Raw genomic sequence first — 13,736 nt, 5'->3', positions numbered from 1 at the left:
ATACCTGACCCTGCTGTGCTGAGCAGCGAAACCTGCACCCTAAACTCCTCTTGCAATCTTCCGCATGGCCGCAGGCGAGTCCCCAAACTTGCACAGCGCCTCGCAATGCTGCCGTAGCTCGGAAAACAGAATGTAGTGGATAGTCGCCCCGGCGGCCCGGATGGCTGGCCGCGAGAGCTGAGCCTGTACCTCCTTCTCGCGGGCATCAGGCACGACCAGGTACAATGCCGTTTCGTTCTCGGGCATGGAAAACGCCAGGTCCGTCAGGCGCAGGATGCCGCTGTAGATGCTGGTACTCTTCTCCACCTCGAAGGCCGCCACCACTCTACTCGTACCGGGCGCAAACCACACGATGTCAATCAGGCGGATGGTACTGGCCACATCGGCCGGCACCGGCAGCTCGGGGTGCTGGTCGAGGCAGAGAAACGAGAGCTTCTGCCCGCCGCAGAGGCGGTTGCGGTCGTTGATAGCCGTGGTCACGTCGCAGCCCAAGGCCTTGCCGATGCGCAGCAGGTGGTGCTGCATCTCGGTGTGCTGGTTTTCTTCCTGGGCCTCGGTCTGCACCTCTTTGTGGCGCTTCTGGGCCTGCTGCTGGTACTTGTCGCGGTCCTCGTCGGTGGCAAACTGCTGGTCGCCGGCAATCATCTTTTTCACGCCCACGTCGAAGAGCAGCCCGCTCAGCGCGCCGTAGTCGAGGCTGAGATGCTGGCGGTGCTCCTGGTTGAGGTCGCGCAGCCGGTCACGCATCCGCAGGTACTCCGACCAGGAGCCGAGCTTGATTTTCTCCCCGAACAAGGCGTTGAACCCGTTGACGATGGCCGTGTTGCAGGGCGGCATCAGGGTCGGGTGCAGGAAGTAGAGGATGCTGGCCACGGCCGGCCCCAGTCCCTTGATTTTGCGGCGGTCGAGAATGTCAATTTCCTTGAGCAGTTGCTGCTCGGTGGTGGCGGCCAGGCAGCTTTCCAGAAATTGCCCAAAGGCCCGCTTGTTATCCTCGTGCTCGTAAATATCGGGAATGCGCAGCTTGGGCTTCCAGTAGAAGGGGTGGGCCGCGCCCTGGAACACCTGCTTTTGCTCGCTGATAACGCTGAGCACGAATTCGAGCGAGGTACCCTTGAAGTCGTTGCCGAAGCTGCCGGCCTTGATGTCCTTGACCACCTGCTGCACCCCGCGCCGGATGGAGCGGAAGGCCTTCAGGCGCTCCTCGTTGTTGATGAACCAGGTGTTGTAAACAGACTCGGAATCAGCCTTGTATTGCTGGATAAGGGGCGGTAGTGCGGCCGACATAAAAGGGAACGGGATAAATGGAATCACGAAGATGCGCAGAATCCCGGGGGCCGCCAATAAGCGGGGCCAACTCCCACGGCCAGCCGTTCGGAGCGCCCGTGGGATGGGTATATAGCCGGCGCAGCGAAACCGGAAAAACAAAAAGCAGCGGGCCATCGGGGCCCGCTGCTTCTGCCAGGTAGCGCAAACGCCGGGGCCTTAGTAGCCCTTATTCTTGAGCAGCCATTCCTGCATCTCCTTTATTTCCATCATTTGGGAATCAATAATTTGCTGGGCCAGAGCCTTGGTTTCCATGTGCCGGCCTAGGTCCAGAATGGCCTGCGAAGTTTCGATAGCGCTCTGATGGTGGTCCTGCATCAGTTGGGCGAAGTCGCGGTCAGTATTGCCGGTGATAACGCGCAGGTCGTTGGCACGCATCATTTTATCCATGGCCATCATCTGGCGCGTGTTAAACGCCGGTACGAGTGGCGTCTCCACCCGGTGCCCAGCCAAAAACGCGTTAAACTGCGTAATCTCGGCCTGTTGCGCGGCAATGATGCGCGTGGCCAGGTCCCGCATCTGGGTGTCCTTGCCATTTTTCAATTCCTCCTGGGCCATGGTAATGGCTCCCTGGTGGTGCATCACCATCATCATGGCGTAGTCCTGGTCGGGGTCCTGGGTTTTCGTCATGGCATCCATCTTCTTCATCATGTCGTGCATGAGGGTCATCATGGTGTTCTGGTCGTGGGCCTGCACTTTCAGGCTGTCAGAATCGTCTTTGTTGCACGAGGAAACGAGCGTAACGGAAGCCAGCAGCAGGGCCAGCAGGGGAAGGCGAAATAGCTTGTTCATAAAATCAAGTTGGGAGGATGGTTTTTAGATTGCTAAAACGGACCGCCTCTTCCCAGGATTTATAACAGTGAGACCCCGACTTACATAATTTCCAGTTCAAATCAGCGAGTCCAAACTGCGGCGGGCGTGGCTGGCGGGTCCCAGCCGCTGAAACTCGGTGGGGGTGAGGCCGGTCACCTGCCGGAACTGGCGCGAGAGGTGCGCCGGGCTGCTGTAGCCCAGCTGCTGGGCCACCTCGGCCATGGGCAGCTCGCCGTAGCCAATCAGCTCCTTGGCGCGCTCCACCTTCTGGCGGATGATGAATTTCTCAATGGTGAGGCCTTCGGAAGCGGAGAACAAATGGGAAAGATAGTGGTAGTCCTTGCTCAGGTGTTCCACCAAGTACGCCGAGTAGTTGAGCAGGCGCGGGCCGGGCGGCGGGTAGTGAATCAGGGCCACCAGCAGGGTTTTGATGCGGTCTACCAGCTGGTCGCGGGGGTCTTCCAGCAGCTCGAATCCGGCATCCTGCAGGCTGGCCCGGATGGCTGCCCAGTCGGGGGCCGCCCCGTCGGGCGTGCTTACGTCGGCTTCGCCCAGGGCCACGCGGTGCACCGTCAGGCCCAGCGCCGTCAGCTCCTCGCGCACCACCCGGATGCACTGCGGGCACACCATGTTCTTAATCAGCAGCCGGTGCGAACCGGGCGGCGGCAGGACGTGGGCGATGCTGACATCGGCTTTCATGGGGTGCGGCATTATTTCACCACTAAGCTACCCCGCAGCATGCCCATGCCGCAGGTGAAGGTAAATGTCCCGACTTCTTTGGGCAGCAACTCCACCAGCGTGGTTTTGAACGCGGGCAGGTCGCGGCGGATGCTGAAATCGGGCATCAGCAGCTCCTCCGAACAGCTGTTTTCCTCGTCGCGGTAGAAGCTCAGCTGCACGGGCTTGCCGCGCTCTACCTCAATCACGTCGGGCGAGTAGCCACCCTTTACGGTGATGGCCACCTCCTGCACACCGCCGGAAGTAGACACGGCGCTGGCCGTCTGGCGGGCCGAAAAAAAGAAGTACCACAGCACAAACCCAGCAAGGGCCAGGCCGGCGACGGTGACGATAATGGCGGGGGTATCCATAGCAGAGCGGAATTAATGATTGTCGAAGGAGCGCAGGCGCAGCGAGTTGGTCAGCACCGACACCGAACTCAGGGCCATGGCCCCGGCCGCCAGCATGGGCGAGAGCAGGATGCCAAAGAAGGGGTACAGCAGCCCGGCCGCGACGGGAATGCCCAGCGTGTTGTAGACGAAGGCGAAAAACAGGTTCTGCTTGATGGTGCGGATGGTCTGGCGACTCAGCTCAATGGCCGTCACCACCCCGTTCAGGTCGGAGCGCATGAGCGTGATGCCGGCCGCCTCCATCGCCACGTCGGTTCCCGAGCCGATGGCCAGCCCGATGTCGGCCTGAGCCAGCGCGGGCGCGTCGTTGATGCCGTCGCCGACCATGGCCACGATGCGGCCTTCGGCCTGCAGCTCCTTCACCTTGCCGGCTTTATCGGCGGGCAGCACCTCGGCGAAGAAGCGCGTGATGCCCACCTGCCCGGCCACCTGGGCGGCCGTTTCGGCGTTGTCGCCCGTCATCATCACCACCTCAATCCCCAGAGCCTGCAGCTTTTTGATGGCCGTGGCCGACGTGTCGCGCACGGTATCGGCCACGCCTAACAGGCCCACGGCCTGGCCAGCCACGGCGATGTAGAGCACGGTTTTGGCCTGGCTCAGCAGCTGCTCGGCCTGGGCAATGAGAGTGGGGGGAAGGTTCACACTTTCGTCGGCCAGCAGGCGGCGGTTGCCGATGAGCACGGCCTGGCCGCTCACGGTGGCGGCGGCCCCTTTGCCTTCCACGGCCCGGAAGCCGGTCGCCGTCAGGCTGGCCGCGCCCTGCGCCTCGGCGTGGCGCACCACGGCCTCGGCCAGCGGGTGCTCGCTCTGGCGTTCCACGGCGGCCACCACTTGCAGCAGTCGGTTATGTTCCTGGTCGGGCAGCGTCCAGAAATCCGTTACGGCGGGCTCGCCGCGGGTAATGGTGCCGGTTTTATCGAGCAGCACCGTGTTTACCTGGTACGCCTTTTCCAGCGCCTCGGCATTGCGGATGAGTACGCCGTGCTCCGCGCCCTTGCCGGTGCTCACCATGATGGCCGTGGGCGTGGCCAGCCCCAGCGCACAGGGGCAGGCAATAATGAGCACGGCCACGAAGTTGACCAGCGCCAGCGGCAGGCGGGTTCCGGCCGGGGCCAAATCAAACCACAGCACGAACGTGAGAATGGCAATGACCACCACCGTGGGCACGAAGATGGCGCTGACCTTATCGGCCAGCCGCTGAATGGGGGCGCGGCTGCCCTGGGCATCCTCCACCAGCTTCACAATCTGCGAGAGCATGGTGTCGGCCCCCACTTTGGTCACCCGAAAGCGGAAGGAGCCGGTTTTGTTGAGCGTGGCCCCGAATACCGGGTCACCGGCCTGCTTCTGCACCGGCAGGCTTTCGCCCGTGAGCATAGCCTCGTCGAGGGCCGAGCTACCTTCGGTAATGAGGCCGTCGGTGGCCACCTTCTCGCCGGGGCGCACCACCACTAAGTCGCCGAGCTGCACCTGCTCGATGGGCACGTCGACTTCCGCGCCATCGGGCCGCACCACGCGGGCGGTTTTAGCTTGCAGGCCAATGAGGCTGCGCATGGCGGCCGAGGTCTGGGTTTTAGCGCGCAGCTCCAGTACCTTGCCCAGCAGAATCAGGGCAATGATGGTGGCCGTCGTGTCGTAGTACACCTCGGGCATCAGGCCACGGCTGGTGAAAAAGCCGGGCACTACGGTAGCCGCCAGGCTGTAGAGGAAGGCCGCGCCGGTGCCCACGGCAATAAGCGTGTCCATGTTGGCGGCCCGGTGCTTGAAGCCGTTCCAGGCCGATTCGTAGAACTCGCGCCCGCTGTAGCCCAGCACGGGCAGGGTGAGCAGCAGCAGGGCGTAGTTGAGCCACTGCATGTTAATGCGCGCCATCATGGCCGGCCAGAGCATGAGCATGCTCAGGGGCATGATGATGACGGCCAGGCCCACGGCCACACCGAATCGGCGCTTGAGCTTCTGGTAAGCCACGGCCTTCTGGCGGTCGATTTCGGCGCTGCGCTCGGCGGCGCTGGTGTCGGGGGCGCGCTCCATTACGCCGTAGCCGGCGTTAATGACGGCTTCCTTGAGCGTAGCCGGGGAAGCCTGGGTGGGTAGGTAGTCCACGGTGGCCTTCTCGGTGGCAAAGTTGACCATGGCCCGCTGCACGCCGGGCGTACGGCTGAGCGACTTCTCGACGGCGGACGCGCACGAGGCGCAGGTCATGCCTTCGATGTCGAGGGTTTCGGTTTTGGTGGCAGGTTCCATAAAAGCGGCGTAAGGAGTGGTTTTTGAGCGGTTTAGCCAGTTGGCGAAAGCCCATAATCACGCTACAAAGGAACGGCTGCCGAAGGGCGAAGTTGGTACTAAATACCGCCGCAGAATTGCATAATTTGACGGCCAGCTTACCGCCAATGCGCTCATTCTTTTCCGCCCCGCGCTTGATTCCTGCGCCTTTTGCCGGCTACGTCCGGCGTCTTCCTGGTTGAGCCGACCTTAGCAGCATCGGGTAGGGCGACAACCTGGCGGATGAAGAATCTTGCACCATTGCGGAGAAATCCTGTTAATAACATCTGGGCGGGGTTCCCGTACTTTGCAAACAATCCGGGTTTCCCTGGACCCATTCCTGCGTGAAGCGTTTCGTTAGTCTGTTTCTGCTCTTTAGCTATTTGCTGTCCAGCCCCGGCCTGGTGTACAGCATGCACTTCTGTGGGCAGGAGCTGACGGCGGTTTCGGTGGCGCAAGGCAGCGACACCAACTGCTGCTGCCAGGACACGGGCAAGCCCGCCGGGCGCTGCTGCCACGATAAGAAAGTGAGCAGCGCGCTGAAGGACATCAAGCTTTCGGCCGCCCACTTCCAGCTGCAGGCCCCCGACGTGGTGCCGGCCCCGGCCGTGCTGCGGCTGGTCTGGCAGCTCGCGCAAATGGCTTATCCGGCCGATGAGCCGGCCGTCAACCTGCAGCTGCACGCCGCCCCGCCGCCCGAGTGCCCGGCCTACGTGCGCGGGCACGCCTTTTTAGTCTAGCTTTTCGGGTTGCTCTGTTCCCCACGCTGGTTGGCGCTGGGGCTTTGGTGCGTCCGGCCCCGGCGGTCGGGCCGCCCCCGCGTCCGGGCCTTTGTGCCCACGGTGCCCGCCGAGGTCCCCGCTGGGGTTTCCGGCTTGCCGACGCTTCGCTTTTCCTGCTGTTTCTCCATGATAGAGCAACTCATTTCCTTTTCCCTGCGGAATCGGGTGCTGGTGCTGCTGGTCGCCGCCGGGCTCCTCGTGTGGGGCGCGTTTTCGGTGCGGGCCAGCAAGATTGACGCCATCCCCGACCTGTCCGAAAACCAGGTCATTGTCTTCACCGAGTGGATGGGCCGCAGCCCGCAGATTATCGAAGACCAGGTGACTTACCCGCTGGTGACCAACCTGCAGGGGCTGGCCCAGGTGCGGGCCGTGCGCGCGGCCTCCATGTTCGGCATGAGCTTCGTGTACGTCATCTTCAACGACAACACGGACATCTACTGGGCCCGCGAGCGGGTACTGGAACGGCTCAACTACGCGCAGCGCCTGCTGCCGGCCGGCATCACGCCCACCCTCGGGCCCGACGGCACCGGCGTGGGCCACGTGCTCTGGTACACGCTCAACGCCCCTAAGCTGGACCTGGGCGAGCAGCGCGCCCTGCAGGACTGGTACGTGAAGTTCGGCCTGCAAACCGTAGCCGGCGTGAGCGAGGTGGCCAGCTTCGGCGGCTTTCAGCCCGAGTACCAGGTGACGGTGGACCCCACCAAGCTCACCTACTACAACGTAACGCTGCCGCAGGTGCTGGCCGCGGTGCGCAGCAACAACAATGAGGCCGGCGGGCGCAAGTTTGAGCAGGCCAGTGTCGGCTACATCATCAAGACCAGCGGCTACATCCAGGACGTGGCCACGCTGGAAAACGTGCCGGTGCTTACCCGCGCCGGCGGGGTGCCGCTGCGGCTCAAGGACCTGGGCACGGTGCAGATGACGGGCGAGAGCCGCCTGGGCATCTTCGACCACAACGGCGAGGGCGAAGTGGTGGGCGGCATCGTGGTGATGCGCTACGGCGAAAACGCCGACGACGTGATTACCCGTGTGAAGGCCAAGATGACGGAGGTAGCCAAGGGCCTGCCGGCGGGCGTGTCGTTCAACATCGTGTACGACCGCAGTGGGCTGATTGAGGAGTCGGTGGCCAACATCCAGCACACGCTGCTGGAGGAAATGGCCGTGGTGTCGCTGGTGGTGCTGGTATTCCTCTTTCACTGGCGCAGCGCCCTGAGCATCCTGCTGCAAATCCCCATTACCATCGCCGCCAGCTTCATTCTGCTCAACGCCTTTGGCATCTCTTCCAACATCATGTCGCTCACCGGCATCGCCCTGGCCATCGGGGTCATCGTCGACAACGGCATCGTGATGGCCGAGAATGCCTACCGCAACCTGGCCCTGCACCAGGCCGCCGAAGAAGCCGCCGCGGCGGGTGCTCCGCCTGATTCTTCGCCCGTTGCCGCCGCTTCTATTTCCACCCCTGAACCCGTCCGCCATGACTAACGACGAGCGCCTCGCCATCATCGAGAAGTCCAGCCAGCAGGTCTCGCGGGGCATCTTCTTCTCCACCATCATCATCGTGGCTTCCTTCCTGCCGGTATTTTTGCTCACCGGGCAGGAGGGCAAGCTGTTTCACCCGCTGGCCTACACCAAGACCTTTATCCTGCTCATCGACGCGGTGCTGGCCGTGACGCTGGCCCCGGTACTGCTGTCTTTTTTCATGAAGGGCACCTTCAAAACCGAGGAGCAGAATCCCATCAACCGGGGCCTGGAGCGGGTGTACGCCCCGCTCATCAACTGGTGCCTGACCTGGCGCAAGACCACCATCGCCATCAACCTGTTGCTGCTGGCCATCAGCATCCCGCTGCTGCTGAGTCTGGGCACCGAGTTCATGCCCCCGCTCGACGAGGGCTCGATTCTGTTCATGCCCATCACGCAGCCCGACGTGTCGAACACGGAGGTCAAGCGCATCCTGCAGGTGCAGGACAAGATTATCAAGCAGGTGCCCGAAGTAGCCGGCGTGCTCGGCAAGGCCGGCCGGGCCAGCACGGCCACCGACAACGCCCCGCTGAGCATGATTGAAACCATCATTCAGCTCAAGCCCCGCGCCGAGTGGCGGGCGGGCATGACCAAGGCCAAGCTCATTGCCGAGCTCAACGAAAAGTTGCAGATTCCGGGCGTGGTCAACGGCTGGACGCAGCCCATCATCAACCGCATCAACATGCTGAGCACCGGCGTGCGCACCGACGTGGGCGTAAAAGTCTATGGCCAGCAGCTTGATACCATTTACCAGGTATCGCAGCGGGTGCGGGCGGCGCTCACCGGCGTGCCCGGCGTGCAGGATTTGTACGTGGACCCCATTACCGGCGGCAAGTACCTGCAGATTGATATTGACCGGCCGCAGCTGGCCCGCTACGGTCTGAGCGTGGACCAAGTGAACGAAGTGGTGGAAACGGCCATCGGCGGGGCGCCCGTCGCTACTACCGTGGAAGGCCGGCGGCGCTTCAGCATCAACGTGCGCCTGGCCGAAGACTTCCGCAACAGCGTGGCCGCGCTGGGCCGCATCCCCATCCAGACCACCGCCTATGGGCCGGTGCCGCTCTCGGCCGTGGCCAAGTTGCGCTTCGTGAACGGCCCGCCGATGATTAACTCCGAGAACGCGCAGCTGCGCGGGGCGGTGCTCTTCAACGTGCGCGACCGGGACCTGGGCGGCACCGTGAAGGAAGCCATGGAGCGGGTGCAGCGCATCCAGGGCAAGCTGCCGGCCGGCTGCTACCTGGAGTGGAGCGGGCAGTACGAGAACCTGATTAGCTCGCAGCGGACACTGCTGTTCATCCTGCCCATCGTGCTTTTGGTAATATTTGGTTGCCTGTACTTCGCCTTCCACTCGGTGCGCGAGGCGCTGCTGAGCCTGGTCACCATCCCCTTCGCCCTGATTGGCGGGGCGTACATGGTGTATTTCTACGGCGTGCACCTCTCGGTGGCGGTGGCCGTGGGCTTCATCGCCCTGTTCGGGCTGGCCGTGGAAACGGGCGTCATCATGGTCATCTACCTCAACGACGCCATGCAGCAGCTGGTGGCCGCCAAGGGCAATTCCAGCGAAACCATCACGAAACAGGATTTGCGGGACGCCGTGTTTCACGGGGCGGCCAAACGGCTGCGGCCCAAGCTGATGACCGTGTCGGTGGCCCTGTTCGGGCTGGTGCCGGTGCTCTGGGCCACGGGCACGGGCTCCGACGTGATGCTGCCCATCGTGCTGCCCATGATTGGCGGGGTGTTCACCTCCTCGACCCACATTTTGCTGGTCACGCCCCTGATTTTTCTCATGACCAAGGAGTACGAGCTCCGCAAGTTCGGCAAGCTCGACGTGCTGGCCGTGAAGCATTAAGCCATGAAAGTCATGTTCGCTAAACTTAGATACTGTGTACTGCCGGCCCTGCTGCTCCTGGCCGGGCAGCCGCTTCGGGCCCAGCAGGTGCTGCCGCTGGATTCAGTGCTGCGGGCCGTGGAGCGCCGCAACCCGGCCCTGCGCCAGTACGGCTACCGCGCCCAGGCCAAGCAGGCCGCCGTGGCGGGCGCCAGCAGCTGGGAAGCGCCCAAGGTGAGCGCCGGCTACTGGATGACGCCCTACAACCAGCGCCCCATCAAGGAAATGAACAACGGCCAAGGCGAGGGCATGCAGATGGTATCGGTGGAGCAGATGATTCCCAACCCGGTGAAGCAGCGGGCCAAGCGCGAATACCTGGCCGGCCAGGCCGCCGTGGACCAGGCCGACCAAACGGCGATGTTCAACCAGATGCGGGCGCAGGCCCGCAGCCTCTACTACGGCCGCGTGCTGCTGGAGAAGAAGCTCAAAGTGCTCGATGAAAGCGAGGAGCTGCTGGCCTTTCTGCTGAAGGTGGCGCAGGCCCGCTACCCCTACAACCAGAGCACCCTGGGCAGCATCTACCAGGCGCAGGCGCGGCTGGCCATGCACGGCAACGACCACGAGCAGCTCTACGGGCAGCTGCGGCAGAACACCATTGCCCTGAACACGCTGATGGCCCGCGACCCGGAAGGCGAGTTTGCCGTGGACACGCTGCTGCCCACCGCCTTCGCCGGTCCTTATCCCGATACGGCGGCGCTGTCCCGCCGGCGCAGCGACGTGCGCAGCCTCGACCGCTCCCTGGCCGTGCTGCGCCTCAACCAGAACGTGGAAGCCAACCGCCGCCGCCCCGACTTCGGCGTGCGCTACGACCACATGAACGGCTTGGGCGTCACGCCCAACCAATTCTCCCTCATGGGCATGGTCACGCTTCCCATCGCCCCGTGGGCCTCCCGCGAGTACAAGGCCAACACCGCCGCCCTGGGCTACGAGGCCCAGGCCGTGCAGCAGCAGCGGGCCAGCCTGCTCACCGAAGCGGCCGGCCGCATCACCACGCTGCAGTCGGATTTGCGCACTAAGCGCCAGCAGGTGGAAAACTACGAAAAGGGCATCCTGCCCGCGCTGCGCAAGAATTACCAGGTGACGCTGCTGGCCTACCAGCAGAACACGGCCCAGCTGCCGGCCGTGGTCGAAGCCCTGGAGACCTGGCTGCAAACCCGCCTGCAGTACCTCGACACCCAAACCGAACTCATGAACCTACACGTGCGCTATGACCAGGAACTGGAGCAATAAACTGCGAGCCGGCGCGCAGGTAGTGCTGCTGCTCACGCTGCTGGCCGGCTGCAAAGGCAAGGCCCATGGTCCGGCCGGGCAGGCCCCCGCACAACCGGTGGGCACGGCCGCCGCGCAGCTGTACACCTGCTCGATGCACCCGCAAATCGTGCGCGACGCGCCCGGCCAGTGCCCCATCTGCGGCATGGACCTGGTGCCCAAAGCCAGCGGCGCAACCCAAGCAGCTGCCGACACGGCCGGCGCGGGTCTGAGCCACCTGGTCACGTCACCCAACGGGTCCGTGGTGTCAGCCATCGCCACCGTGCGGCCCACTTCGGGGGCCGTTGCTGATACGCTCACCCTGCCCGGCGTGGTCGACTACGACCCGCGCCGGAGCCGGGCCGTGGCCGCCCGCGTGGGAGGCCGCATTGAGCGGCTGCTCGTGCGCTTCAACTACCAGCCCGTGCGCAAAGGCCAGACGCTGCTGGAGCTCTACAGCCCCGAACTGGTGACGGCCGAGCAGGAGTACATCTTCTTATTGGGCAACGACGCCGACAACACGGTCCTGGTCAACGGGGCCCGGCAGAAGCTGCGCCTGCTGGGGTTGAGCGAAAGCCAGCTGCGCGCCCTGGCCCGCACCCGACGCCCCGACTACCGGGTGGCCGTATTCAGTCCCTACGACGGGTACGTGGTCGAAAACGCGGTGGCCGCAGCGTCACCAGCCCCGCCGTCTCCCGCCGGCATGGGCGGAGCCAGCGCCCCGGCTGGTAGTGGCATGGGTGGTGCCTCGGCCATGGGCTCGGGCGAAGCAGCCCCCGCCACCGCATCTGCTTCCCCACCAACCACGGCGCTCACGCTGCAGGAAGGCGGCTACGTAAGCGCCGGGCAGACCCTGTTTCAGGTCATGAACACCGCGCAGGTGTGGGGCCTGTTCCAGCCCGGGCCCGGCGAGCAGGCCCAGCTGCGCCCCGGCCAGACGCTGCAGGTGCTTGTGGATGGGGACCCCACCCATCCCCTGAGCGCCCGCGTGGAGCTGGTCGAGCCCACCTACCGGAACGGGGCCAGCACGCCGGCCGTGCGCGTGTCGTTGCCCAACCCCAAGGGGCTGCTGCGGCGCGGTACCCGCCTCACCGCCCGGCTGACGAGCGCGGCCACCAGCGGCTGGTGGCTGCCGCGCGCCGCCGTCGTGGACCTCGGCACCCGCCAGGTCGCCTTTGTGCGGCGCGGCCCCACGTTCGTGCCCGTCACGGTGCTGGTCGGCCAGCGCACGGGCACGCAGGTGCAAATCCGGCAGGGCCTGAGCGGCACCGAAGACGTGGCCACCAACGGCCAGTACCTGGTCGACAGCGAAAGCTTTCTGCAAACCTCATCCGCCCCAAACTCGCCCGCCCATGACTAGCCTGCAACCCTTTTGGCGGCTTGCTACTGCCCGTTGGCTACTGGTGCTGCTGGTGGCGCTCAGCAGCGCGGCCTGCCAGAAAACCAAGCCCACCGACCAAAGGGCGGTGGGGGAGAAGGTATCCTACACCTGCTCCATGCACCCGCAGATTCACGAGGATGCCCCCGGCAAGTGTCCCATCTGCGGCATGGACCTGATAGCCGTCAAAACGGGGCCAGCAGCTAAAAAGGCTGCTACCAGCGCGGCCGTGTACACCTGCCCGATGCACCCGCAGGTCCACCAGGCCAAACCCGGCTTGTGCCCCATCTGCGGCATGGACCTCGTAAAACAGGCCGGGCAGCCGACTCCGGCGGGAAGCGCCGCGGCCAGCAGCGCGGACCTGACGCTGACCGCGCAGCAGGTAACGCTGGGCAACATTCACGCGCAGGTCATCGGTGCCAGCCCGTCCGAAATGCCCGCGCCAACCGTGCTCACCGGCACCATCACCGCCGATGCCCTGCAAACGGAGAGCGTGAGCAGCCGGGTGGCCGGGCGCATCGAGCACCTGTACGTACGCCAAACCGGGCAGCCGCTGCGGAAGGGTGCGCCCCTGTTTTCCGTGTACAGCGAGCAGCTGCAGGCTCTGCAGCAGGAGTACCTGCTCGCCCTGGCCCAAAGCCGCGAGCAGGGCGGCGCCTACCGGCAATTCGCCGAGGCTACGGCTCAAAAGCTGCGTCTCTTAGGCCTGAGTGCCACGCAGCTCCGGCAGCTGGGCGCCCGGGGCCGGCCCAACCCGGTAGTCACGTACTACAGCCCGACGACTGGCACCGTGCAGACCCTCGACGTCGTGCAGGGCCAATACGTGACCGAAGGCAGCCCCCTGGTGACGCTCACCAACCTGGCCACCGTGTGGGTCGAAGCACAGCTCTATCCGCAGGACGTGGCCCGGCTGCCGTTGGGCCAGGGCGTCACGGTGCAGGTGGCCGGGGAGTCCGGCTCCCTCCGGGGCAACGTCGTCTTTCTGAGTCCCGAGCTCAACGGCAGCAGCCAGGTCACCCTGGCCCGCATCCAGCTGGCCAACCCCGGAGGCCGCCTGCTGCCGGGGGCACAGGCCAACGTCCTGCTCGATTCCCCAACGACGGCCCCTGCCGCCCAAACCGCGTTGCGCGTGCCCGTGGAGGCCCTTATCCGCGACGGCGAGAACAGCTATCTCTGGACGCAAACCGGCGCGCGGCAGTACCGCCGCGTGCGGGTCAGCACCGGCGAGGGCTCGGCCCGCAGCGTGCCCATCACGGCGGGCCTGCCGGCCGGGACCAGGGTCGTCGTGTCGGGGGCCTACCTGCTGCAAAGCGAATATTCCCTGCGCCAGGGTGCCACCGATAGCATGAACGGCATGGCCATGTAAGCCGCCGAAAACCATTTCTTAACCCGTTGTG

Annotated in this window: 11 protein-coding genes; 6 read left to right on the top strand and 5 right to left on the bottom strand. The window is 64.6% G+C overall.

The genetic code is table 11. The annotated features are described in order from the left end of the window. Positions 1–39: 39 nt before the first annotated feature. From LJ738_RS16945 to LJ738_RS16925, 5 genes are all read right to left on the bottom strand, one after another. Positions 40–1,287, bottom strand: coding sequence for a hypothetical protein (locus tag LJ738_RS16945; protein WP_187455418.1), 1,248 nt, complete (start codon positions 1,285–1,287; stop codon positions 40–42). 198 nt (positions 1,288–1,485) lie between these two features. Beyond that, on the bottom strand, positions 1,486–2,118 hold the full coding sequence (locus tag LJ738_RS16940) for a DUF305 domain-containing protein (RefSeq protein ID WP_187455417.1): 633 nt from the start codon (positions 2,116–2,118) through the stop codon (positions 1,486–1,488). A gap of 96 nt (positions 2,119–2,214) precedes the next feature. Then, positions 2,215–2,850, bottom strand: a complete 636-nt coding sequence (locus tag LJ738_RS16935; protein ID WP_227787558.1) for a helix-turn-helix domain-containing protein — start codon at positions 2,848–2,850, stop codon at positions 2,215–2,217. Beyond that, on the bottom strand, positions 2,850–3,227 hold the full coding sequence (locus LJ738_RS16930; protein ID WP_227787557.1) for a cupredoxin domain-containing protein: 378 nt from the start codon (positions 3,225–3,227) through the stop codon (positions 2,850–2,852). The genes LJ738_RS16935 and LJ738_RS16930 overlap by 1 nt, the downstream gene beginning before the upstream one ends. A 12-nt stretch (positions 3,228–3,239) precedes the next feature. Further along, positions 3,240–5,507 carry a heavy metal translocating P-type ATPase gene (locus tag LJ738_RS16925; RefSeq protein ID WP_227787556.1) on the bottom strand — a complete coding sequence of 756 codons (2,268 nt, stop codon included), beginning with the start codon at positions 5,505–5,507 and terminating at the stop codon, positions 3,240–3,242. 362 nt (positions 5,508–5,869) lie between these two features. Here LJ738_RS16925 and LJ738_RS16920 point away from each other — a divergent pair, with 362 nt between their 5' ends. From LJ738_RS16920 to LJ738_RS16900, 6 genes are all read left to right on the top strand, one after another. Then, positions 5,870–6,265, top strand: a complete 396-nt coding sequence (locus LJ738_RS16920) for an HYC_CC_PP family protein (protein ID WP_227787555.1) — start codon at positions 5,870–5,872, stop codon at positions 6,263–6,265. 168 nt (positions 6,266–6,433) lie between these two features. Continuing rightward, positions 6,434–7,789 (top strand): efflux RND transporter permease subunit, encoded by a 1,356-nt coding sequence (locus tag LJ738_RS21350; RefSeq protein WP_262907723.1) that lies wholly within the window; start codon positions 6,434–6,436, stop codon positions 7,787–7,789. Continuing rightward, complete coding sequence (locus tag LJ738_RS21345; RefSeq protein ID WP_262907722.1) at positions 7,782–9,674, top strand: efflux RND transporter permease subunit; 1,893 nt, start codon at positions 7,782–7,784, stop codon at positions 9,672–9,674. Before LJ738_RS21350 ends, LJ738_RS21345 begins: the two co-directional genes overlap by 8 nt. A 3-nt stretch (positions 9,675–9,677) precedes the next feature. Beyond that, on the top strand, positions 9,678–10,943 hold the full coding sequence (locus LJ738_RS16910; protein ID WP_227787554.1) for a TolC family protein: 1,266 nt from the start codon (positions 9,678–9,680) through the stop codon (positions 10,941–10,943). Continuing rightward, positions 10,921–12,321, top strand: a complete 1,401-nt coding sequence (locus LJ738_RS16905) for a heavy metal-binding domain-containing protein (RefSeq protein WP_227787553.1) — start codon at positions 10,921–10,923, stop codon at positions 12,319–12,321. The genes LJ738_RS16910 and LJ738_RS16905 overlap by 23 nt, the downstream gene beginning before the upstream one ends. Further along, on the top strand, positions 12,314–13,705 hold the full coding sequence (locus LJ738_RS16900; protein ID WP_227787552.1) for a heavy metal-binding domain-containing protein: 1,392 nt from the start codon (positions 12,314–12,316) through the stop codon (positions 13,703–13,705). The genes LJ738_RS16905 and LJ738_RS16900 overlap by 8 nt, the downstream gene beginning before the upstream one ends. Positions 13,706–13,736 lie beyond the last annotated feature (31 nt).

The organism is Hymenobacter plasmatis, from assembly GCF_020711255.1.
In the GTDB taxonomy this organism is placed as follows: domain Bacteria; phylum Bacteroidota; class Bacteroidia; order Cytophagales; family Hymenobacteraceae; genus Hymenobacter.
Note: the sequence above shows the minus strand (reverse complement) of the source record. Positions and strands in the feature narration are given on the sequence as shown.